The sequence below is a fragment of the Rhizobium sp. CG4 genome, assembly GCF_023701965.1.
Lineage (GTDB): Bacteria > Pseudomonadota > Alphaproteobacteria > Rhizobiales > Rhizobiaceae > Agrobacterium.
The window spans coordinates 98,344-120,726 of record NZ_JABAEG010000006.1 but is presented as its reverse complement, the minus strand read 5'-3'; the positions used below and the strand labels follow the sequence as shown (position 1 = coordinate 120,726).

General features: G+C 54.4%; 15 protein-coding genes and 1 pseudogene. 7 read left to right on the top strand and 9 right to left on the bottom strand.

The annotated features are described in order from the left end of the window. Window positions 1-96: 96 nt before the first annotated feature. Together ku (HGO37_RS17525) and ku (HGO37_RS17520) are read left to right on the top strand one after the other, a co-directional pair. Entirely contained in the window at window positions 97-1,002 is a 906-nt protein-coding gene (ku, locus tag HGO37_RS17525; protein WP_250984445.1) for a non-homologous end joining protein Ku, read from the top strand. A 12-nt stretch (window positions 1,003-1,014) separates the two neighbouring features. Then, the gene (ku, locus tag HGO37_RS17520) at window positions 1,015-1,824 is read left to right on the top strand and encodes a non-homologous end joining protein Ku (protein ID WP_250984444.1); all 810 of its coding nucleotides are present in this window, start codon (window positions 1,015-1,017) and stop codon (window positions 1,822-1,824) included. Between the two features lie 20 nt (window positions 1,825-1,844). Here the strand turns inward: ku (HGO37_RS17520) and ligD are convergent, their stop codons facing one another. Further along, a complete protein-coding gene (ligD, locus tag HGO37_RS17515; protein ID WP_250984443.1) occupies window positions 1,845-4,514 on the bottom strand; it encodes a DNA ligase D in 2,670 nt (889 codons plus the stop codon). A 165-nt stretch (window positions 4,515-4,679) separates the two neighbouring features. Between ligD and HGO37_RS17510 the strand changes: the two are divergent. Next, window positions 4,680-4,889: pseudogene (locus HGO37_RS17510) on the top strand (TOBE domain-containing protein). Between the two features lie 16 nt (window positions 4,890-4,905). Here HGO37_RS17510 and msrC read toward each other — a convergent pair. The 7 genes from msrC to HGO37_RS17475 all read right to left on the bottom strand — a co-directional run bounded on the left by msrC (window position 4,906) and on the right by HGO37_RS17475 (window position 13,595). Beyond that, entirely contained in the window at window positions 4,906-5,397 is a 492-nt protein-coding gene (gene msrC / locus HGO37_RS17505; RefSeq protein ID WP_250984442.1) for a free L-methionine (R)-S-oxide reductase MsrC, read from the bottom strand. 273 nt (window positions 5,398-5,670) lie between these two features. After that, complete coding sequence (locus HGO37_RS17500) at window positions 5,671-6,759, bottom strand: ABC transporter ATP-binding protein (RefSeq protein WP_285200749.1); 1,089 nt, start codon at window positions 6,757-6,759, stop codon at window positions 5,671-5,673. Window positions 6,760-6,763: 4 nt separating this feature from the next. After that, window positions 6,764-7,591 carry a carbohydrate ABC transporter permease gene (locus HGO37_RS17495; protein WP_250984441.1) on the bottom strand — a complete coding sequence of 276 codons (828 nt, stop codon included), beginning with the start codon at window positions 7,589-7,591 and terminating at the stop codon, window positions 6,764-6,766. Beyond that, window positions 7,588-8,475, bottom strand: coding sequence for a carbohydrate ABC transporter permease (locus tag HGO37_RS17490; RefSeq protein WP_250984440.1), 888 nt, complete (start codon window positions 8,473-8,475; stop codon window positions 7,588-7,590). The genes HGO37_RS17495 and HGO37_RS17490 overlap by 4 nt, the downstream gene beginning before the upstream one ends. 65 nt (window positions 8,476-8,540) lie before the next feature. Continuing rightward, window positions 8,541-9,824: an ABC transporter substrate-binding protein gene (locus HGO37_RS17485; protein WP_250984439.1), complete on the bottom strand. Its 1,284-nt coding sequence runs from the start codon at window positions 9,822-9,824 to the stop codon at window positions 8,541-8,543. A 40-nt stretch (window positions 9,825-9,864) separates the two neighbouring features. Further along, on the bottom strand, window positions 9,865-11,157 hold the full coding sequence (locus HGO37_RS17480) for an ABC transporter substrate-binding protein (protein ID WP_502941429.1): 1,293 nt from the start codon (window positions 11,155-11,157) through the stop codon (window positions 9,865-9,867). Window positions 11,158-11,216: 59 nt separating this feature from the next. After that, entirely contained in the window at window positions 11,217-13,595 is a 2,379-nt protein-coding gene (locus HGO37_RS17475; RefSeq protein ID WP_250984438.1) for an alpha-L-rhamnosidase, read from the bottom strand. Between the two features lie 145 nt (window positions 13,596-13,740). On the opposite strand from HGO37_RS17475, the gene HGO37_RS17470 reads away from it, so the two are divergent. From HGO37_RS17470 to HGO37_RS17455, 4 genes are all read left to right on the top strand, one after another. Continuing rightward, complete coding sequence (locus HGO37_RS17470; protein WP_250984437.1) at window positions 13,741-14,811, top strand: LacI family DNA-binding transcriptional regulator; 1,071 nt, start codon at window positions 13,741-13,743, stop codon at window positions 14,809-14,811. Window positions 14,812-15,185: 374 nt separating this feature from the next. Beyond that, window positions 15,186-17,999, top strand: a complete 2,814-nt coding sequence (locus HGO37_RS17465; RefSeq protein WP_250984436.1) for an autotransporter family protein — start codon at window positions 15,186-15,188, stop codon at window positions 17,997-17,999. 233 nt (window positions 18,000-18,232) lie between these two features. Next, complete coding sequence (locus HGO37_RS17460; protein WP_250984435.1) at window positions 18,233-20,272, top strand: sensor histidine kinase; 2,040 nt, start codon at window positions 18,233-18,235, stop codon at window positions 20,270-20,272. Between the two features lie 185 nt (window positions 20,273-20,457). After that, window positions 20,458-21,132: a response regulator transcription factor gene (locus tag HGO37_RS17455; RefSeq protein ID WP_250984434.1), complete on the top strand. Its 675-nt coding sequence runs from the start codon at window positions 20,458-20,460 to the stop codon at window positions 21,130-21,132. 322 nt (window positions 21,133-21,454) lie between these two features. On the opposite strand, the gene HGO37_RS17450 is transcribed toward HGO37_RS17455, so the two are convergent. Then, entirely contained in the window at window positions 21,455-22,309 is an 855-nt protein-coding gene (locus HGO37_RS17450; RefSeq protein WP_250984433.1) for a sugar phosphate isomerase/epimerase family protein, read from the bottom strand. Between the last annotated feature and the right edge of the window lie 74 nt (window positions 22,310-22,383).

The following is a 22,383-nucleotide window of genomic DNA, read 5'->3' as shown; positions in this document are numbered from 1 at the left end:
ATCTTATCTAATTCTGCAGATGATTGCGCTCGACAAGGAACGTTTATCCATGCTGCGCTGTTGAACCACATTGCCAAAGTCTGAAAGGACAAGCATATGGTTTCCCCGCGCGCGAACTGGAAAGGCTTCATCAAATTCGGCGAAGTGTCTTGTCCAGTAGCACTCTATACCGCCGCGTCGTCGGCAGACCGCATCAGCTTTAATGTGCTCAACCGGAAAACCGGAAACCGGGTACGTCGAGCATTTGTCGATGGTGAAACCGGGGATATTGTTGAGCGTGACGATCAGGTCAAAGGTTATGAAATTGATGACGGGCGTTATGTCGTCCTTGAGCCGGAGGAAGTGGCAGCAGCCATTCCCGATAGCGACAAAACGCTGACGATAGAGGCGTTCATACCTTGCTCGCAGATCGACAATGTATATTTCGACAAACCATATTACCTGGCACCCGAGAAAATGGGAGCTGAAGCGTTCGCATTGTTGCGTGAAGGCATGGAAAAAGAAAACGTCGCAGCCATCGCCCGCACCGTGCTGTTCCGTCGCCTGCGGACTGTCCTCATTCGTCCTCACCATGACGGTTTGATCGCCTCAACGCTCAATTTCGATTACGAAGTTCGCTCCCCGGAAGAGGCTTTTGAAGAATTGCCCGATCTGAAGATCGAAGGCGAGATGCTGGAGCTTGCCGAACACATCATCGGCACCAAGACAGGCAAATTTGACGTCAGCAAATTCGATGATCGTTACGAGGCGGCAGTAACCGAACTGGTTAAGGCCAAGATTGAAGGTCGGTCGCTACCAAAACGCAAAGCACCGGTCGCGTCAAAGCCAGGCGACCTGCTTAAGGCACTCCGTGAAAGTGCAGGTATGGGCGAAGGCAAAGTCACAAACAAACGGTCTGCGGCCAACGCCAACAGAGGAAAAAAAGCCGACACCGGAGAGAAAGCAGACAAGACTGCCTCGAAGCCCAAACGCACCGCCAGCAAGACACGGCGAGCAAGCTAAACGGAGATTGCCATGGCCATTCGCCCTTATTGGAAAGGTTATCTCAAGCTGTCACTGGTGACGTGTTCGGTGCAGATGGTGCCAGCGACATCTGAAAGCGACAAAGTCCGTTTTCACACTCTCAATCGACCCACCGGCAACCGCGTTGTCAGCCATTATGTTGATTCTGTAACCGGCAAAGCGGTGAAAGAGGAGGATGAGGTAAAGGGTTATCCCCGCGGTGAAGACGACTACGTCATGCTGGAGGATGACGAGTTGGAAAATGTCGCCCTAGACAGTACCCGGACGATAGACGTTTCTATGTTTACGCCACGAGACAGTATCGACTGGATTTGGCTGGACACGCCCTATTATCTGTCGCCAAACGAACCGGTTGGTCAGGAAGCTTTTTCAGTTATTCGTGATGCGATGGAAGCGCGAAAAATGGTCGGCGTGTCACAGCTGGTCATCTCCCGGCGCGAGCGTGCTGTCATGCTGGAACCCAGAGGTAAAGGCATTGTGTTGTGGACCTTGCGCTATGGTGACGAGGTGCGCGATGAAAAAAGCTACTTTGATGGCATCGATAATGAAAAACCGGAGCCCGACACCCTGTCTCTCGTTCGGAAACTGATCAAAAAACAGACCCGTGACTGGGATGCAAAAATGGTCATTGACCCCGTGCAGGATCGGTTGCTCGACATTATCGAAAGCCGCAAAAAAGCACTGAAAAAGACCTCAAAAACCAAAACAAAAAAGCCGGCAGTGGAACCGCCCGACAACGTCATCAACATCATGGATGCACTGCGTAAATCGCTGGCAGGAGAAAAACGGTCACGAAAATAATGTACCGACCGATCCACATCTCACTCCGGAGATATGGCCTTGATCTTCGCGAGACGTTTTATGGCCTGTGCAAGTGAACGTTCGCTGTCACAATAATCCTGCCAGGCAGAGGTCTTCTGCAACAGGTCCGGCACTGTGCGGATGGTGAAACGTTTGGGATCCAGATCGGATTTTACCTGAGCCCATGTCAGAGGCATGGAAACCGTCGCTCCCGGCCTAGCGCGTGGAGATAGCGGTGCCACTGCTGTCGCAATGCGGTCATTGCGCAGGTAATCCAGAAAAATGCGGCCATCCCGTTGTTTTTTGGCCATCTTGGTCAGATATAGCTCCGGGCTATCGCTGGCCATTTGTTCGCAAAGATTACGGGCAAAGGCCTTGGCATCGTCCCAGTCCGGCCCAGAGCTTTTGGGCGCAGCAAGCGGCGTCACGACATGCAGGCCCTTGCCTCCGGTCGTCTTGCAAAAACCGATCAGCCCCACCTCCTCCATCCGATCGCGAATTTCTCTCGCCGCAGCAACGATTGCGGAAAATTCTACCCCCGGCCCAGGATCAAGGTCGAACACCAGTCGGCCGGGTACTTCGATACGACCAGGATCACAGTTCCACGGATGCAGTTCCGTGCCACCGATTTGCGCAATCGCAATCAGTCCCTCAACGCGGTCAATTTGCAGATAAGGCTGCTTGTCACCACTGATCGTGACAAGTTCCAGCAGATTGGATGTGCCGCGCATGGCATGGCGCTGGAAAAACTGCTCGTCACCAATACCATCAGGTGTCCGCAATATCGAACATGGGCGTCCCTTGAGATGGCCAATCATCCACGGACCGACAGACTGGTAATACTGCGCAAGCGCCAGCTTGTTTACCGGTTCGCCATCTCCCGCATCCGGCCACAGCGGTTTGTCTGGATGTGAGATCATCACACCCATGACCTCCGCCTTTTTACCTTTGACCACCCGGGCTGATTTGCCCTTTTGTGGTTCAGGCACATCGGATTTTTCCGGATTTGCAGGCATCTCGACCTCTACATCTGCCGCGGGTTTGTCTTCCCGCAGTCCCTTGAAGGCAGCCTGCCGCACCTGCCCGTCGGCAGTCCATCCGGCAAACTCGATTTCCGCGACAAGTTCTGGCTTTAGCCAAACGATATCAGCGCTTTGTTTCGGTGCGCCAACACCGGTAAAGGGCGACTTTGACGTCTCCATTTCCCGCAATTTCGGCAAAATTTCTTGCACAACCTTGGCGCTGTAACCCGTGCCCACCCGGCCGACATAAACAAAATGATCGCCACGATTGACACCGACCAGCAGGGAGCGGAATTTCCCATTGGTCTTGGCATAGGCGCCAATCACAACTTCATGGCCAGCACGGCATTTGGATTTCGCCCAACTGTTAGTCCGCCCGGAACGATAGGGAGCGTCGCTTTTTTTCGACACGATACCTTCAAGCGAAAGACGGCAGGCGGATCGCAGAACCGCATCGCCACCGGTTTCAAAATGCTCGACATAACGCAAGCGTGTGTCAGCATCGGCCTCATCAAGCAGAGTTTCCAACTGTTGTTTACGCTCGGTAAGTGGCAGGTTGCGAATGTCCTCCTTGCCGTCAAACAACAGATCAAACGCAAAGTAGACAAGAGCACCGGTCTGCTCGTCCGATAGTGCCGCCTGCAGCGCCGCGAAATCCGGTGCGCCGTGATCATCAAGGGCGCAGATTTCCCCATCGATGATACCGTCTGCAAGACCGGATGCGGCCTTGGCAATGGCACTAAACTTCTCTGTCCAGTTGAGACCCTTGCGGGTCTTCAAGATTACCTCACCATCTTCAATGCGCATTTGAATGCGGTAACCGTCGAACTTGATCTCGTGCAACCAGCCTTTGCCCGCCGGCGGCCGCGTCAGTGTCTGGCACAGTTGTGGCGGCACAAAAGCCGGGATTTTTGAATTCTGACGGCTCGACTCCTGATGGCCCGTTTTCTGAGAGCCAGCCTTTCGACCAACAGATGCTGACTTTCGTTTGTCTGCGGCAAGGCCGTTACTGCTGTCCCACACAGCATCGGCTTCGATATCGCCACTCTTCATCATGAATGGTTTGGGTTTCCTGCCCTTGCCGGATGCGATTGTTTCCATGGAACGGCCGGAGGCGACCGAGGTCATGTTATTGTCGAGAACGGCGGCGCCGTCCTCCTCAACCGAAAAGTCATCATTGTGCTTGATAAGCAGCCAATTGGTGCGTTTGCCGCCGTTGCGATCATGACGCATGCGAACCAACACAAAACTGCCATGCAGACGGTCACCCTCCAGCGTGAATTTAAGGTCGCCCTTTTTCAAAGCCTCTTCGGCTGTCATATCGCCTTCCGGCTCCCAGTAGCCTCGATCCCACAACATGACAGTGCCGCCACCATATTGTTTTTTGGGAATGGTGCCCTCGAAGTCACCATAATCAAGGGGATGGTCCTCCACCTCGACCGCCAGACGCTTGTCATGCGGATCAAGCGAGGGACCTCTAGTGACCGCCCAGGATTTGAAAACCCCATCCAATTCCAGTCGCAGATCATAATGCAGCCGGGTCGCATCATGTTTCTGGATAACAAAACGCAGGCGATTGGACTTACCCAGCTGGCCTGACCCGCTCGGTTCCTTCGTTACCTTAAAATCGCGCTTCTGCTTATAGATAGAAAGCTTATCTCTGGTCATGGACGCACCCGCAACAATCCGCCCGAAGACATGCTTCAGACCGTGGGATCAACTGCTTTCACCGGGCGTTTGTTCCTGCGGCGAGACTGCTGTGTAAAAAACTCCGCTTCCGTTTCTCATTCCGCAACAGTTACGACTGGGTTCAGGTAAAGCAGGAGAAAATCCATGAAGATCAGCGCACGCAATACCATGAAGGGTAAAATCGTCGAAGTAACCAAGGGCGCGACGACCGCACATGTGCGCATTGATATCGGCAATGGCGTTGTTACGACATCATCCATCACAAATGCCGCTGTCGACGAATAGGGTCTGATGGTTGGCGGCGAAGCCTATGCCGTTGTAAAGGCATCAGACGTCATGGTCGCGGTAGATTGAAGCCAAAGCTGAAAGATCAGAAATCACTTGCCGCGACATAGAGTGCGGCAACTGTCTCAAAGCCTGCCTGATCCTCCAGGTCGAAGCGACCCGGCAGCGGACTATCAAGGTCAAGCACACCGAGAATGCGCCCATCCTTGATCAGCGGCACCACCAGTTCCGAACGCGAATTCGCATCGCACGCAATATGGCCTGGAAAAGCGTGAACGTCAGGCACAAGCTGTGTCTTGGCGTCGGCAACTGCGACGCCACAAACACCCTTGCCAACCGGAATACGCACACAGGCAACCTTGCCCTGAAAAGGACCGAGAACCAGTTCGTCCTGCTGTTTCAGGAAATAGAACCCAGCCCAGTTCAGATCCGGTACGAGACCAAAAACTAGCGCGGAAACATTGGCTGCGTTGGCGATGAAATCGCGCTCGCCATGCAGAAGCCCTTCCAGCTGACTGTTCAGCTCTCCGTAGAACGACGCCTTATTGCTGTTCTCAATCGTCTTGATCGTAAACATCACATTTGCCCTGTCGGTAGTTTTCAAGCCTTCTGGCAATGGATGACATCGCCAGTTTCGAAATCGCCTTACCGCGTCGTTGCGATCGGCTTGAACAATGGTCTATCCGGTTTCAAATTGATAAATGGTGTTTCGTCAAGGCAAACGCTACCACTGAAGAATTGATCATGCCGATAGTGTCCTGATTGAACCTTACCCTCCCAAAAATAGAAACACCGGCATACAACACCGGTGTTTCCTGATCTGGAGAACGCTACGCGAACTGCAATTCACCTAACCGACATCTGCCAGCAGCGATTTGCCTGCACGATCAAAAACCACAGCCTTGGTCGGGTTTGCACTCAGCGCCAGGCTCTCCCCGCGATTAAGAGGCTGGTCGCCGTCCAGCACGGCAAGCCAGAGTGCACCAGACGGCAATTCCAGGCTGACGATCGTCTCATTGCCAAGTCTTTCTACCAGACCGATCCGGCCAACAATGGAACCGTCGGAGGCTGGAGCAAGGTCATGTGGACGAATGCCGAGCGTCAGCTGATCACCGGTCTTCACTGAGCGTGCGTCGGCTTCGACCGTCAGCTTGACGACGTCCTGTCCGCTGACCGTAACCCGGCTGCCCTCTACTTTGTCGACGTGTACCGGCACGAAGTTCATCTTCGGTGAGCCAATGAAACCGGCAACAAAGAGATTGGCGGGGCGCTGATAAAGTTCCATCGGCGATCCAACCTGCTGCACGACACCAGCGTCCAGCACGACGATCTTGTCCGCCAGTGTCATCGCCTCGACCTGATCGTGCGTGACATAGATCATCGTTGCGCCAAGCTCCTTGTGGAGCTTGGAAATTTCCATCCGCATATCGACACGCAAGGCCGCATCAAGATTGGACAGCGGCTCATCGAACAGAAACACCTCCGGCTGCCGCACGATTGCACGACCAATCGCAACACGCTGGCGCTGGCCGCCTGACAGCTGGCCCGGTTTGCGATCCAGCAGGTGTTCCATCTTCAGGATGCGTGCAGCTTCACGGATTTTGCGGTCGCGCTCATCCTTGGGAGTTCTGGCCAGCTTTAGGCCGAAACCGACATTGTCATAGACACTCATATGCGGATAGAGCGCGTAGGACTGAAACACCATGGCAATTCCGCGGTCACGCGGTTCGACATCATTACACAGCTTGTCGCCGATATGCAGCTCGCCCGAGCTGATATCTCCTAGACCGGCAATCATGCGCAACAGGGTGGACTTTCCGCAACCGGACGGGCCGACGAAAACGACGAACTCACCATGCTTGATCGACAAGTCCACACCCTTGATGACGGGCTGCTCGCCGTAACGTTTGTGGATGGATTTGAGAGAAAGACCAGCCATGAAATTATCCTTTGACGGCGCCGGCGGTCATGCCTGCCACAATCTGACGGTTGAAAAACAGGAAGACGACCAAAGGCGGAATGGTAATCAGCGCGATGTTGGTGAAGAGGAGATTGTAGGATGTGTTGAACTGGCTCTGGAAATTGTAGAGAGTCAGCTGAACCGTCGCATTGGCGTTGCCCGGCAGGTAATAAAGCGGGTTGGTAAAATCGTTGAAGATACCAACCGACTGCACCACGATATTGGTCACCGTTACTGGCCATAACAGCGGCAGGATCACCCGGAAAAACACATCCAGCGGCCGCGCACCGTCGATGATCGCTGCCTCATCCAGATCGCGTGGAATGGTCGCAATGAAGGCGCGGTAGAGGATGATGGTGAAAGGCAGGTTATAGGCGACCTCAATCAGCACCATGCCATGCAGCGTACCGAATAGTTTCAAACCCTGCAGCAGCCAGATGGTTGGTACCACCGCAGGTGGGATCATCAATCCGGCAAGGATCAGGAACTCCACCAACGGGTTCCAGCGGGTTTTGCGACGCGCCAGGACGAAACCGACCATAGCGCCGAACACGACAAGCAGCGTCACGCTGGTAACGGTAAGGATGGTGGAGTTGATGAATGCGGTCACCAGCATCCAGTTTCGTGTGGTGATCACCGTGACCAGATTGTCCCAGAGGTGAAACCCTGATGGCCAGGAGAAATCCAGCAGATTGGCCTGTCGCCTGTCCTTGAATGCCATCAGCACAATGAACGCAAATGGGATGACAAAAACGACGAAGGAGATGAGTAGAGCAGCAATGCCGCCAATGGTGGAAGCACGGGATTTCACTGGTGTCCCTCCCTGCGATTGAGGAAGATTGTGATCGGAACAACAAGGATGGCGATCAGGATAAACAGCACCACATTGCCCGCCGTCGACAGTCCAAAAAAGCCTGACTGGTATTGTTTGTAGATCACCGAGGCGATGGTATCGGAAGCAAAGCCCGGCCCACCCTTTGTCATTGCCCAAATCAGATCGAAGGTTCGAAGTCCGCCGATGAAGGACAGCGTGATGACGGTTGCCGTCGCGGGACGACTGAGCGGCAGAGTGATGTAGAAAAAGTTCTGCAGCTTGGTGCCGCCATCGATGCGCGCCGCCTCGTAGTAGTCTTTTGGAATGGCGACGATACCGGCAATATAGATCACAGTTGCAAGACCCACGCCCTTCCAGACATCAACAAGCGCAACTGAGAACAATGCCACCTTGGGGTCTGTCAGCCAGCCAGGACCTTTTATTCCCAACAGCGCCAGACCTTCATTGATTGCCCCCTGCGTGGGGTGCATCAGAACAGTGAAGGTAATGCCGACACCGATGGTCGACACCAGCACGGGGAAAAACACCAGTGACCGCAACAGTCCACGCGCCATGATCTGGCTGGTCAGCATCACCGCCAGCAACATTCCGATGACAACCTTGAGACCTGAGGTGATCACCGCATAGATGATGGTGTTGACGAGGCCTTGAATGAGAAAGGGTTCGCGGAAGAACTGAATGAAGTTTTCAAAACCGATAAAGCTCGAACTGAACAGGCTCCAGCGTGTGAGGCTGAAGTAAAAAGATGCAAATGTCGGCAGAAGAAACAGCACGCCGTAGATGACCGCCGCCGGCAGGTAAAACCAGCCGGGATAGGACGACCGACGCGTGGTCAGGGTTGAAACAGCAGATGCGACCATGAGGGCTCCAGAGACAAAGGCGGTGGCCTCGGGCAAACCTGCCGAAGCCACCGGAATATCGGCATTTATCTGCCGGACAGACCAAGCTGCTGAGCTTGCTTGCGGACATCTTCATCATAAAGTGCTGCAGCATCGGCTGGCTGGCGAATACCGGTGCCAACTTCCACCGTCAGCTGCTCGAGGATCGGTCCCTTGATCGGCGAGAGGAACTCCAGCGCCGGGGCATTTTTGCCGTTTTCAAAATAGGGCAGAAGGTCGGTCACAGACTGCACGACATTGTCAGGCAGCGTGCAGCCCTTGATCAGGTAGGGGCCGTTAATCGCCACGGCCTTGCTTTGCGCTGCACATCCTTCCGGACTTGCAACGAAGGCGAGGAACTGTTTTGCAACATCAATATTGGCCGATGTCTTGGAAATGTAGAAACCAGCCGGCATCCACACGGTGAGGCCAGTGTCTTCAGCCTTGGCGGCGGGCAATGCGAAAAAGCCGACATCATTGATCTGGTCAGGATAACCATCAGAAAGTGCCGGAATGGCAAAGGTGATCATAGGGTAATGGGCGCCCTCGCCCTCGGCGATCATACGCAGACCGTCTTCGTAGCGCGCAGCGCCAAAATCTTCATTGAAGAATCCGCCGTCCGAGACTTCCTTGAGATATTCGAAACCGCGCACAGCAGCAGGGGTAGAGGCAAATTTCGCCGTCCCCGCCGTATATTGCGCGGCAAAGTCCGGCACCTGCTTCTGCACATTGTAAAAGTCAGCCAAGAGCAACACCTGGCTTGTCCAGGGTTCACCATAGGTCTGGATAACCGCGGGGATACCCGCGTCCTTGATCTTCTTGTTATTAATCATGAATTCTGCCCAGCTCGTCGGAACCGACAAGCCAAGTTTTTCGTAGATCTTGCGGTTGTAGAATATGCCACCGGCCTCAGCGGGGCGGGTTGGTACGCCGTAAACACCACTACCTGCCGTCACGACCTGTTTGAAGCTGTCAGCGACATTATCCATGAACGGTTCGGCACTGAGATCGACAAGTGTCTGCTCCGGTGCCAATGCCTGCAGCAGCGAGCCGGTATTGTACCAGAAAATGTCGGTCATCTGGCCGGTTGCCAGCCGGGTCTTGACGATGTTGTCGCCTTCCCCGCCGCCGGGGCGCGCTTCGATGTCTATCGCGACATCAGGATTTTTCTCCTGAAAGGCCGTCGCCAAAGCTTCGGAAATGGCAATAGTGTGCGAGGCATTATCCACCAGAATGGTCAGGTTGGTTTTTGCCAAGGCTGCGCTTGAAAGCGCAGTCAGGGTGAAAAGGCCAGCGGCAAAAGCCGTCAGGGCAGTTTTGCGTTTTGTCATGTCCTGCTTTCCATATTGGACTGTATTGTATAGTATCGGCTCACCAGCCCGGAAGGCCCAGCTGCTGTGCCTGTTTGCGCGCATCTTCGTCATATCGAGCCGCAGCATCCGCTGGCTCGCGAATGCCTGAGCCGACCTCGACAGTGAGCTGTTCGAGGATCGGGCCTTTGACGGGGGAGAGGAATTCGAGTGCTGGTGCGTTCTGCCCGCCTTCGGCAAAATATGGCAGCAGGTCAGCAACCACTGGCGCTACCTTTTCCGGCAGCTCGCAACCCTTGATCAGGAAGGGACCGTTGATACCGACGGTATCTTCCAGAACCTTGCAGCCATCGGTGCTGGCGACAAAGGCCATGAACAGTTTGGCAAGGTCAGGATTTGCGGATGTCTGGGGAATGTAGAATCCACCCGGCATCCAGGTGGTCAAACCATTATTGACTGCATCATCGCCCGGCTGGGCAAAAAATCCCACCTTGTCGAGCAATTCAGGGTAATTGTCTGAAAGGGCCGGTATGGCAAATGTCAGCATCGGGTAATGAGCGCCCTCGCCGTTGACCAGCATACGCAGGCCGTCATTGTAGGTCGCCGCACCAAAATCTTCGTTCATGATATTCGCATCATGAACCTGCTTTAGCCTTTCGAAGCTTTGTGTTGCTGCAGGTGTCTTGGCGAATTTGGCAACGCCTGCGGTAAACTGCGTAGCAAAATCGGGTACCGCCTTCTGCACGTTGAAAAAGTCAGCGAGAACAAAAAGCTGGCTGGTCCAAGGGTCACCGTAGGTCTGGATAAGCGCGGTCTTGCCAGCTGCCTTGATCTTTTCATTGTTGGCCATGAATTCGGCCCATGTTTTGGGCACATCAAGACCAAGTTCCGCGTAAATATCACGGTTATAGAAAATGCCCCCCGCTTCCGCCGGACTGATCGGCACGCCAAAGACAGCATCTCCAACGCTTACAACCTGTTTGAAGCTGTCAGAAACGTTTGCCATGAACGGTTCCTGGCTCAAATCCATCAAGGTCTGCTGCGGCGCCAGCGCCTGTAGCAGCGATCCGGAATTATAATAGAAAATATCCGTCATCTGCCCGGTCGCCAGCCGGGTCTTGACGATGTTGTCTCCCTCACCACCGCCGGGCCGCGTTTCGATATCAATAGTGATATCCGGGTTTTTCAGCTCAAATGCCTTCACCAATGCTTCCGCCAGAGCCACGGTATTCGGGCCATTGTCGATGAGCATGGTCACCGTGCTCTTTGCCATGACGGGGCCGGACAGCACCGTCATGGTCAATAGACCGGCAGCAAAACTAATCAAGGCATGTCTTCTATGAGTCTTCAGCATTGGTTTCCTCCCTGTTGGCCCACCCCTCCGCAGGCCTGCTGACGCCTTTGCCCTTCGCCTTACGGCGTACGGGCGTTAATCATGAAGTCCTCTTTGACCGCCCGCACCGGCGGAATGAATTTAAAGCTGATGGAATGTTTGCCCGGCCCCAGATCGCGACCGGTAAAGGTGGCGCCGTCAACGGTCACGTCGGTGTAATCATCGGCAAGTTTCAACACGCCGCGTGCACCTTGTGGCACTTCAACCTCATAAAGCGCAGTGTTGCCGTTAACGGACCATCCGGCAGAGATCAGACCCCGTGGAGACTGGTGGCTTGCCTGAACCGGAGACAGATCTGGAATGATGGTTGGTTCGAGGACAATGGTAGCAAAACCGGGCTCGGCGGCATCCGGGCGGAAGCCGGCAACAGCCTCAAACAACCACTGGCAAACAGCGCCGTAGGCATAGTGATTGTACGAGTTCATCTGCGGATTATAGATCGTGCCATCCGCCTGGACCGCATCCCACCGCTCCCAGATCGTCGTTGCGCCCATTTTCACCTGATAGAGCCAACCCGGCACATTTTCCTGCAGGAACACATCCGCAGCCAGTCCCACTTCACCAATCTTCAGCAGAGCTGGCAACAGCGCAGGCGTGCCGATGAAACCGGTGCCGATACGTCCCTCGGAACGAGCAATCGTTGCCTTGAAATAGCCCTTGGCCGCTTCCAGATGCTCATCTGGAATAAGGTCATGAACGATCGCCAGCGCATAGGACGTCTGGTCATCATAGGCCAGACGGCCAGAGGTGGTGATGAACTCACGCTGGAAGGCGGTCTTGACCTGAGCTGCCATATCAGCAAGCCGTTGAGCCACGGCAGCATCGCCGGTTATGGACGCGATTTGCGACACCAGATTTGCGGTGATGTAGAGATAGAGCGTTGCTGCGGCGTCATCGCCAATCGTTGGCAGCGGTTTTGCCGAAGGTCCAGATGGCTGTAGCCAGTCACCAAACGAAAAGCCCCGGGCACCCCACTGACGTGGCGGCGAAACAATCGGACCATCGCTGATCGACCAGACAAAATCGACCCAGCGGATCATCGCTGGCAGTGCCTCGGCAAGAATGTCCCTGTCGCCGTAATGGAGGTAGAGTTGCCACGGAATAACAGCAATGGCATCACCCCAGCCGGTCGAACCATAAAAGCCCGGATAAAACTCTGGCTGCTGGCGTGTCGGATCCGGCACCACATGCGGCACAGAACCGTCTTCACGCTGGTCCGCCATGATATCGCGTACATATTTGGCAAGGAAATCATGGGCATCTGCCAGATAGAGCGCAGTGCCTGCGAAGACTTGGGCATCCCCCGTCCAGCCGAGGCGTTCATCACGTTGCGGGCAATCGGTTGGCACTTCGATGAAGTTGCCGCGCTGGCTCCACACAGTGTTGAGAACCAGCCTGTTTACCAGCGCATTGCCAGAGGTGAAGCTGGCCTTCTGCTCGGTAACCGAGCTGATAGGAACGGAGTAAACGTCTGAGATCTTCGCATTACCGGTTGTCGTGATGCGGGCATAACGGAAACCGTGGAAGGTGAAGTGCGGCCGGTATTGTTCGGCGCCCTTGCCAGCCAGCGTGTAAATGGTGTGAGATTCTGCCGTGCGGTAATTCACGTTGTAGAAATTGCCGTCCTTGTCCAGCACTTCAGCATGCTCGACACGGACGCTGTCACCCGCATCGCCGCTAACCGTATAGGCAACGTAACCACCAACATTCTGGCCAAAATCATGCACGGTGCGACCTTCCGCATCCGTCCAGCTTTTGAGCGGCGCAATCGGCGTCATTTCACGCACCGGCGTGGTTTCATGTGCCACAAGGATTGATGGGTCGAACGCCACAACCTCGGAGCCAGCCGTCACTTTCGGCTGAACGCGCGCATCAAATGCCTCGCCGAAATAGATACCCGATTTGACAACCGGCAAAGTGCCACTCTGCCAGGATGCATCAGTGGTAAGCAGCAGACCGGCATCACCCTCGCCAGCTCGCAACTCTGCAATCGCCGCGATCTGGCTACCCCAGGTGTTGGTCAAGCGATGTTTGCCCCACATCAGCGGCGAACGCAGCCAGCCATCCGCCAACCATATGGTGATGGTGTTTTCGCCAGCCATCAGAAGATCGCTGACCTCATAGGTCTGGTAAGACAGGCGCTTGTCGTAGGTTGTCCAACCGGGGGTCAGCAGGTCGTTACCAACACGCTGACCATTGATGAAGGCCCGATACAGCCCTAGGGCGCTGATGCGAAGAACCTCTTTCCCGGTCTTATTTTCCAGGACAAAACTCTTCTGGAGGAAGGAGGCAGGCGTTCCCTCTCCCTTGTCCGCGAGTGGCCGTACCATTGGCGCCGTCCACGCGTAATTGGTGATTGAATTGTCTCTCCGGGCGTGCGTTGACACTTTGTCGTGCATGCCGTCCTCCCTCAAATCCAGCTGCAATCATTCATGTAGAATGTTCTACGTATATCGTTCTACACTTTTTTCCGTTTGGCAACCCAATTTGTTCCGATAGAGTGAAATGACATTGCCCCAGCCTGTTGAAAGGCTTTTGTTAGGCATGCAAACGGCACGATTGAAAGGTACATTTGTGGGTGAAAAAGGAACACGTGGCGGCCGGGTAACAATCCGGGAAGTCGCTGAAGACGCTGGTGTTTCTGTGGCTGCAGTTTCAAAAGTCCTGCGCGACGCCTATGGTGTATCCGACGCGTTGCGCGCCAATGTCCGGGCATCGATGAACAAGCTTGGATATCGGCCACTCGCAGCCGCACGCGGCATGCGCGGACAGACCTACACGATCGGTTTGCTGCTGCCCGACATCAGAAATCCGTTTTTTGCCGACATCATGACCGGCGTGAATACCGCACTTGAGCGAACGCAATATCGAGCGATGATCGGCATCAGCCATTCGTCGATCGAAACGGAACTGGCGATGGTGGAATCGATGATCGACCGCCAGATGGACGGCCTGTTGATGATCGGTTCGACTGAAGACCGGGAGAATCTGAACAATATCGCAATACGCAAGCCTCTCGTCGCCATCGGACATCATGACCCGGAGGCTCACGGTTTTGACACGGTCAACAATCACGATCAGCAAGGCGCGATGATTGTCGTCAAGCATCTGGCCGCAAACGGTTATCGCAAGATTGCGATGCTCAGCCTTATTTCCAGCACCTCCACCATTCTGACACAACGCGAGGTTGGATACCGTCGTGGCATGATGGAAGCCGGCCTTGGAAAATATATCAACATCGTACACTCCTCGCAGACGCTTCGCGACGTGCAACTGACCGCACGCCGCATGTTGACAGCGTCACAGCGCCCCGACGCCATCTTCTGTTGGACCGACCTCATCGCTTTGGGCGTCATCAGCGTAGCCAGAGAGCTTGGCCTGTCGATCCCTGAGGACCTTGCCGTGGTTGGTTATGACAACACGATGTTTTGTGACTTTGCTCAGAACAGGTTGACCAGCATCGACCAATCAGGAGAACAGCTTGGCCTTCAGGCAACGCGACTGTTGATCGAACGCATCAACGGCCGGAATACTGCGGAGCATTTTGTTGTAACACCGCGTATCGTCGTACGGGAAAGTTCAACACCCTCCACCACGCCAAAAGATCCAGTCTGAAGGCACTCCCAGATATCTGAAGTGCTTTCATCAACGGTAACTCAACTCGCGTTTTCTACCGCGCCAATACCGGCCTCATTTTTGCGATCGTCCCGTTGCGAATCAGCCAGCGCACCGGCTGTATAAATCAGCTGGTGAAGCGCGGTTGCACCTCATTTACCGCCCTGCAGGCCAATATTAGAATATTCTCTGTGGCTGCACCGACACGCTTTCTCTTGCGTATCGTTACATATCGTAACAATTGCCACGAATAAAAAAGTTATAGTTTTTCAGTGGCTTGTCTAGAATCTCATGCATAGCGCGAACATATCGCTCATTGCAGGCAAAGTGCCTTCAATGTCTTTTCTGCGGGGGCAGACATGCATGAGAATTCAATGACGCCAGTCAACATAGGCCGGCGGTTTAATAAGGTAGCGAAAATCAGCCGCAACGCGCTACTTGCATCGACAGTACTTTTGGCAGTGCCAAATTTTGCTTGGGCAGACGAAACATATAACGGCCCCAATCTGGTAGACGAAAATACAGACATTGATGGCAAATTCTATGTCGGCAACGAGGGTAGTGGTGATCTCCTTATTACCAACGACGCAAAACTCACGACATATGAAAGCTTCATCGGCTACCGTATCGGAGACGTGGGCAGCGTTACAGTTACCGGTACCGAAACTCTTTGGGAAAACACTGATTTCCTATATGCTGGCTTTAACGGTAATGGCCAACTTCACATTGAGAACGGCGCTACCGTAAAAAGTTTCTTTGGCCTCATCGGCGCATCAGATACATCGACAGGTAACGTGAATGTCCTCGGTCCGGGATCAACTTGGTCAAACGCTGGAGGCCTTGTCATCGGCATGGGTACTCTCAATGTCGAGTACGGTGGACTGGTTGAAAGCAGAGACGGTACAATTGGTGACCGAGAGTTTCGTACCGGTACAGCCAACATCATAGGTCATGGCTCTCAGTGGGTCATGCCCGGCATTCTTGACGTCGGTTTCGAAGGCAAAGGCATCCTCAATATTGAACAAGGTGGCGTCGTATATAATGCCGAGGCACACATCGGGCGTTTCTCCGGCAGCACCGGCAAAGTCAACGTCACTGGTTCCGAATCCGTGTGGAATAACAGCGAAAAATTATACATTGGTTTTTTCGGTGACGGCACCCTTACCATCAGTGACGACGCCGTGGTCACAGTCGGCACGCAGATGCAAAATGGTCGCTATGATGGCACGACCTACATCGCTTACGGAGATGGTACTACAGGAACACTGAACATCGGTGCGGCAGAAACGGAAATCGCAGCTGCGGCTGGCACCTTGAAGACAGATTCCATCAAATTCGGCCCGAATACACAGCCAGGCACTATCGTTTTCAATCACACCGGCAGCAATTACACTTTTGCACCTGATATCAACGGGAACGGTAACATAAGGCAACTTGCTGGCGTCACAACCTTGTCTGGTGACAACGCACGTTTTTCCGGCACCACCACTGTCAAAGGCGGCGAACTGCTGGTCAGTAATGTCCTCGGCGGTACAGTCAAAGCCAGCAATGGCGGAACCATCGGCGGTACAGGAACCATCGGCTCAACAACCGTCACAGATGGCGGTATCCTTTCTCCAGGCGGCTTGAACACCGTTATCTACAGCCGAATGGCGACTTTCGGAGCCCCTTTCCACAACCAAATCGGCACATTGACGATCAATGGCGACCTGACGCTGAAAGACGGATCCACATATGCTGTCGATTTAAGTCACGCATCGAGCGATTTGACAAAAGTTACCGGCACAGCATCGATCTACGACGGCGCCGATGTTAAGGTGACGTCGTTGGACGATGCAACGAGCTACCAGCAGACCCAAAAATACACCATCCTCAACGCAGACGGCGGTCTCACTGGCAAGTTCAGCGAGCTCATCAATACGTCTTCGGCGTTTCTGGATATCACCACGTCATATGACGACTACAATGCGTACTTGAATGTCTCGGTGAAGGGTTCCGGCAACACCGGCACCAACCCGAACCCATTCAGCAGGGTTGCACGAACGGGCAATCAGAAGTCGCTCGCAGGCGCACTCGACAGTCTGGACCAGACACCAGATAGCGCTTCGTTGAAGCTTTACAACGACCTTTTGGAGTTGAGCGAAGACGAAGCTCTGCAGGCTTACCAGCAGCTTTCCGGTGATGTTTATGCGACGGCACAAGGTGCCTTCACCCAGACGAACCGCGCCGTAAACACCGCCCTGAACAGCCGTGTTCGCGCCGTGACTGACGGTGTTGCGGCACCTTCTTCGATGGCACTCGGTTATGCTGAAGAGAAGAAAACAGCAACGGACGAACGTTTTGCTGCTTTCGAGCCCAAGGAAGCCTTCGATACCGATCGTTTCGCCACTTGGGTCAACGGTTTTGGTTCCTGGGGTAAGGTCAGCGGCGTTGACGGCGGTTCCGATACGGATACGGCCAATGGCGGCGTGATCTTCGGTGGCGACATGATGGTCGGTAGCGACTGGCGTGTTGGTGTGCTCGGCGGCTACAGCCGGTCATTCTTCGACACGGACAGCAGCAACGGCGCCAGCACCAACTACCACCTTGGCGGTTACGCTGGTACGAAGTGGGGTCCGGTCGCATTCCGCACTGGCCTGAATTACACCTGGCACAATGTTGATACGAGCCGTACCATCACGGCGCTTGGCCAGACATTGTCCGGCGACTATGACGGCAGCAGCTTCAATGCCTATGGCGAACTGGCCTACCGTCTTGACGTCGGCAAGTCTGCACTGGAGCCTTTTGCAGCCTTGGCGCATTCTCGCACCAGAACGGATGGCTTTACCGAAACAGGCGGCACGGCTGCGCTGACGGTTGACGATTCCTCGATGAACACGACCTTCACCACTGTCGGTCTGCGTGCATCTACAGATCTGGATATTGCCGGTGTAGCATCGGTGGCACGCGGCAACATCGGCTGGATGCATGCCTTTGGTGACGTAGACCCGGTATCCTCGGCTCGTTTTGCCACGGGTGACAGCTTCTCCGTGACCAGCACGCCAGTTGACCGCAATGCGGCACTGCTCGAGGCAGGTGTGGACTTGACCATCACCCCGGCATCGACACTCAGCTTCACCTATAACGGACAGATCGGCTCAAACGCATACGATCACGGTGCCAACGCAAAGCTTCGCGTGAAGTTCTGATATCGCAATAAAAAACTCAGAGCGGCGGTTTTCCGCCGCTCTTTTCTTATGAGGGCATCCACAGGCATGTCCCGCAGAAGTGGCAAATTTCGCACCTCACTCACCACTTGTGCTTGACAACATCACCGTACCGAGCGACGCGAAAACATTCGCATTGTGCCGTCACAGGCACAGATCGGACAGAACCATCAAATGAACAGGCCTTGCAGTTCGTGTCGATAACAAAACTTCTCTTGTCCGCGCTGACAGCGTTGATTATCAGCGCCACCTCTCTGCTCGCGGGCGAGACTTCGGACGGCATACGCATTCAGCAAGTTCCTGCTGACCTCTATGGTTCCGTGCCTTTGGATGGCTTTATCGACGTCGCACTCGTCAAGAACGAAAAACTGACGTTGCAGGATATGTTGCAACACCAGGCATTGTTCGCACCTATTGAAGGCCACGACGTCAATCTCGGTTTTGTGCGCACCTCCGCCTGGTTGCGATTTGCCGTGACACTGCCAGCAGGCGTGAAGCGACCGCAGGATATTCTTCTGTCGATCATGCCGAACTTTACCGACGAGTTGGAAGTTTATGTCGGCGTTGAAAAGCCCGGAATGCGGGAGGCGGATTTCGACCGCTTCGAGATGGGCGATCATTCGCCACGCCTGAATGCCAACTTCAATACGTCGGCAAACGTCTTGCCTCTAGAGTTATTTCCAGACCAGACGCGGATCATTTACATCCGGGCGCACAACAAGGACGCCAGCCTCAACGTCTCGGCGGAACTGCTATCACCCAGCTATTATGACTACAGATCCATCGTCCAGAACCTCGTTCGTGGCATGTGGTTTGGCGGCATGGGCGTATTGCTGGTTATCCAGCTGTTCTTTTTCTATTTCGACAGAAAGAAGTTTTATATTTTCCTGATGCTGGACATTCTAGCTGTCAGTTCGACCTATTTTGGCGCGCTCGGCATGGCGCGACTGTTGTTTTTCGACAATGGTGGCCTCGGTAACGACTACCTGTCGAGTATGTCCTCCTGGTTTGGGCTTACCGCTGGTGCGCTATCGATAAGGGCCATTCTGGACCTCGACCCACGTTACCCGAAGATCGATCTCTATTTCCGCTTCGCAGCTATTGTCGGCATTATCGGTGTTTTCTGCGTGCTTTTCGGGGTAAACCGCTTTTTTGTGCTGTTGGCCGGACCGGTCATCTTGGTCCTCACCACGATGGCCATGTCGGTCGCCCTTATCGATTTCCTTCGGCAACCCAATGCACAAACTGGCCTTAACTCCGCGGCATTCGGCCTGCTTTGGGCAGGTTTGATTGCGACGAACAGCCAGCGGTATGGCATTCTCTCACTTCCCAGCTGGGTGGCAGGCTCTTATGCCGCAACCAGCATAACCCACTTTACACTCTTAACCGGCTCGCTGGCGGTCCGGTTGCGCAACGCAGAAACAGCTGCTCGCAATGCCGATCGCCGTGCTTTGGAAGCAGCAAGTGCCGCCGAACAACATGCCAATGATCTTGTTCGCGAAAGAACGGGGGAGCTGGTGGAAGCAAAACGGGTGGCCGAACAGGCACTCTGCGCCGAACTGCAGGCACAGGAACAGCAAGTCCGGTTCATGGAAGTCATTTCCCACCAGTATCGTACGCCGCTCGGCGTGATCAGAACCAACCTGCAAAGCATTGGTCTGACCTTGCCAAAAGACGATGAGGCCAATCGGCAGAGACTGGACCGCGCCCACACCGGCGTTGCGCGGCTGGTCGAGGTTTTAGAAGTCAATCTCACCAGAAGCAAACTGCAAGGCCCAGCCTTTCAGCCAGCACTGTCAGAGATCAGCGTCAGCAATGCCGCCATGAGCGCGGTCATAAGTGCGCGTGACTTGCTGCACGGCGTTACCTTGAATGTTTCAATCGCCCCAGACGTCGAACAGGCATTCATTCGCGCCGATAGCGAGATGTTGAAATTGGCAATTATCAACCTGCTCGAAAACGCATTCAAGTTTTCCGCCCCGGTTGGATCAACACAGGTTTGGCTGGACGTTTTCAGGGATAACGAGACTGTGCATTTCCGGGTTAGGGATAAAGGAATAGGTATCGAAGCAGAAGTCGTTGAAGACCTGATCGAGAACCACACACGAGGCACAAATTCTGCTCACATCGAAGGAACAGGCGTTGGCCTGTCACTTGTCAAACGTACCGCAGACGCCCATGCGGGACGCTTTTCACTTTCAAGCGGTAAAGACGGTGGCACTGAAGCGACCATTGTTTTGCCCGTTTTGGCCTGAATTATCAGTCAAATCAACACCCATCCAATCCACCGGTTTCGATTGGAGCACTCGCCGCGTGATTATCACACGCGCTCACCACAGCCCGTAATGCACAGTCAAAAGTCAGTTCAATGCCCCCAGTATCTACCCCACCAACTCATGCCACGCGTCAAAGCGGAAATGGGCCGGTCCGAGTCATACTCGTGGAAGACGACCTTGATCTGAAGCAGGGATTGACTGATTTTCTGCGGTTGAACACCTTTGCCGTCACAGCCGTGGGAAACGGCAAGGAATTTGACCTGGCATTGGGCACGGAGGATTTTGACGTCGCCATACTCGACGTCAATCTGCCGGATACCAGTGGATTTGAGATAGCGCAGCGCCTGAAGAAGACAACCAATATTGGCATCATCATGCTGACCGCCCGCACATTGCGGGACGATAAACTTCGCGGCTACTCCGAAGGCGCAAATCTCTACCTAACAAAACCGGTTGATGGCGATGAACTGGTGTTTGCCATCAAAAATCTGGCCGACCGGCTTCGCCAGAGCGACAAAAATGCACAACCTGCCCGGCCTACCGGCAAGTGGTCGATAGACCGGGTCGGCCAGCGGCTAACCTCTCCGCAGGGCACGGTCATCAAACTGTCCGGCCGTGAGGCGACATTGCTTTCAAAATTGGCAGAAGACAGTAAGCGGATCATTGGCCGTCACGAACTCGGCCTCGCCATGGGATATCAGACGCTTGCGGACACCCGCAGTCTGGACGCCGTCTTGCAGCGATTGCGCGTAAAAGTCCGCGAAAGCGGTGCCGAACTGCCCATCCATGTTATCCATGGTGTCGGTTTTCAGCTCTCCGGCGAAATTATCCTCCGCTAGAATTTCAGCTTGCACGGGTCCGGTTCATGCAGAGCCCGGCCAATAATTCGGGCTCTCCGTGTTATTACAGTTCGCGGCGAGAGCTTTAGGGCCGTTAAGCAGCGCCAAACACCGCACGGTCGCCGGAGGTTGCGACGCAGTCTTCCTTGAGGCTGATGGTTTTCAGATCTCTTCAAATTGGTGGTAGGCGATCTGCTTGGTGATCAGACTAACGGGTTTGTCGGGATAGCTTCGCAAGCGTAAAAACTCCCCGGCAAACCAGCTGCCGGGGAGTTCTCGTAATGGCCAATTGTCAGTTTAACTGGTCGATTTTTTAGCCGACTTATTGAATTGTCGGCAGGTGTTCATTGAGGAAGGCGTTGCCCTTGGTCAGGACGGCTTCGGCATCAAGCGGCATGTCATGCTCAAGGATGAACCATTTCGCGCCGGCCTTTTTGGCCGCTGGCAAGATGGTTTTCCAATCCAGAACGCCGGTGCCGAGGGTGGCAAAACCACGCTCATTTTCCGCGGTCCCCGCAGGTGCATTATCCTTTGCGTGGATAGCAAATACACGGCCATTCAACGTGCCGAGAAACTCTGCAGGATCCGTTCCGCTACGTGCTACCCAGGCAACATCAAGCTCGCTTTGCAGCTTTGGACCGGCAGCATCGAGCAAAAGCTCAAGCGCTGTCTTACCGTCAAACTTGACCATTTCAAAGTCATGATTGTGGTAGGACATGGCCAAACCGGCTGCAGCCAACTTGTCTGCGTAACCGCCAAGCTCCTTGCCAAATGCCGTCCATGCAGCAGCATCAGTCGGGCGATCTTCCGGCGTGAGGTAAGGCACGGTCACAACCGGGTTACCAACGGCCTTCTGCTCGGCAATGACGTCGTCCAGATTGCCGCGCAGCTTGTCGATCGGCACATGTGACGAGATCACCTTGATCTTGTGTTTCTCAAGCAGTGCAGACAATTCTTTTGCGCTGACCTTCTGCATGTCGACGGTTTCCACCGCTGAGACACCGGCGCGATTGAGAATGGCAAACTGCTCTTCAAGCGTCCCTGCATCGCGCAATGTGTACATCTGCGCTGCGATTGGCAGGGTTTTAGCGTCTTCAGCCAGAACCGGGTTTGCGATACCTGCCGCCATTGCTGCGACCAGTGCCATACCTGCGAATGTTGATTTCAAGGATTTCAAACGCGTAACTCCCTTTTCGTTTGAGCGGTAAACGACACGCAAGCGCCACCCTCCCCGGCCCTGCAGCCGGAGGT

Bases quoted from the DNA above. Each gene is read 5' to 3' on its own strand.
- ku (WP_250984445.1), top strand. From the start codon at position 97: ATGGTTTCCCCGCGCGCGAACTGGAAAGGCTTCATCAAATTCGGCGAA.
- ku (WP_250984444.1), top strand. From the start codon at position 1,015: ATGGCCATTCGCCCTTATTGGAAAGGTTATCTCAAGCTGTCACTGGTG.
- ligD (WP_250984443.1), bottom strand. From the start codon at position 4,514: ATGACCAGAGATAAGCTTTCTATCTATAAGCAGAAGCGCGATTTTAAG.
- msrC (WP_250984442.1), bottom strand. From the start codon at position 5,397: ATGTTTACGATCAAGACGATTGAGAACAGCAATAAGGCGTCGTTCTAC.
- HGO37_RS17500 (WP_285200749.1), bottom strand. From the start codon at position 6,759: ATGGCTGGTCTTTCTCTCAAATCCATCCACAAACGTTACGGCGAGCAG.
- HGO37_RS17490 (WP_250984440.1), bottom strand. From the start codon at position 8,475: ATGGTCGCATCTGCTGTTTCAACCCTGACCACGCGTCGGTCGTCCTAT.
- HGO37_RS17485 (WP_250984439.1), bottom strand. From the start codon at position 9,824: ATGACAAAACGCAAAACTGCCCTGACGGCTTTTGCCGCTGGCCTTTTC.
- HGO37_RS17480 (WP_502941429.1), bottom strand. From the start codon at position 11,157: ATGCTGAAGACTCATAGAAGACATGCCTTGATTAGTTTTGCTGCCGGT.
- HGO37_RS17475 (WP_250984438.1), bottom strand. From the start codon at position 13,595: ATGCACGACAAAGTGTCAACGCACGCCCGGAGAGACAATTCAATCACC.
- HGO37_RS17470 (WP_250984437.1), top strand. From the start codon at position 13,741: ATGCAAACGGCACGATTGAAAGGTACATTTGTGGGTGAAAAAGGAACA.
- HGO37_RS17465 (WP_250984436.1), top strand. From the start codon at position 15,186: ATGACGCCAGTCAACATAGGCCGGCGGTTTAATAAGGTAGCGAAAATC.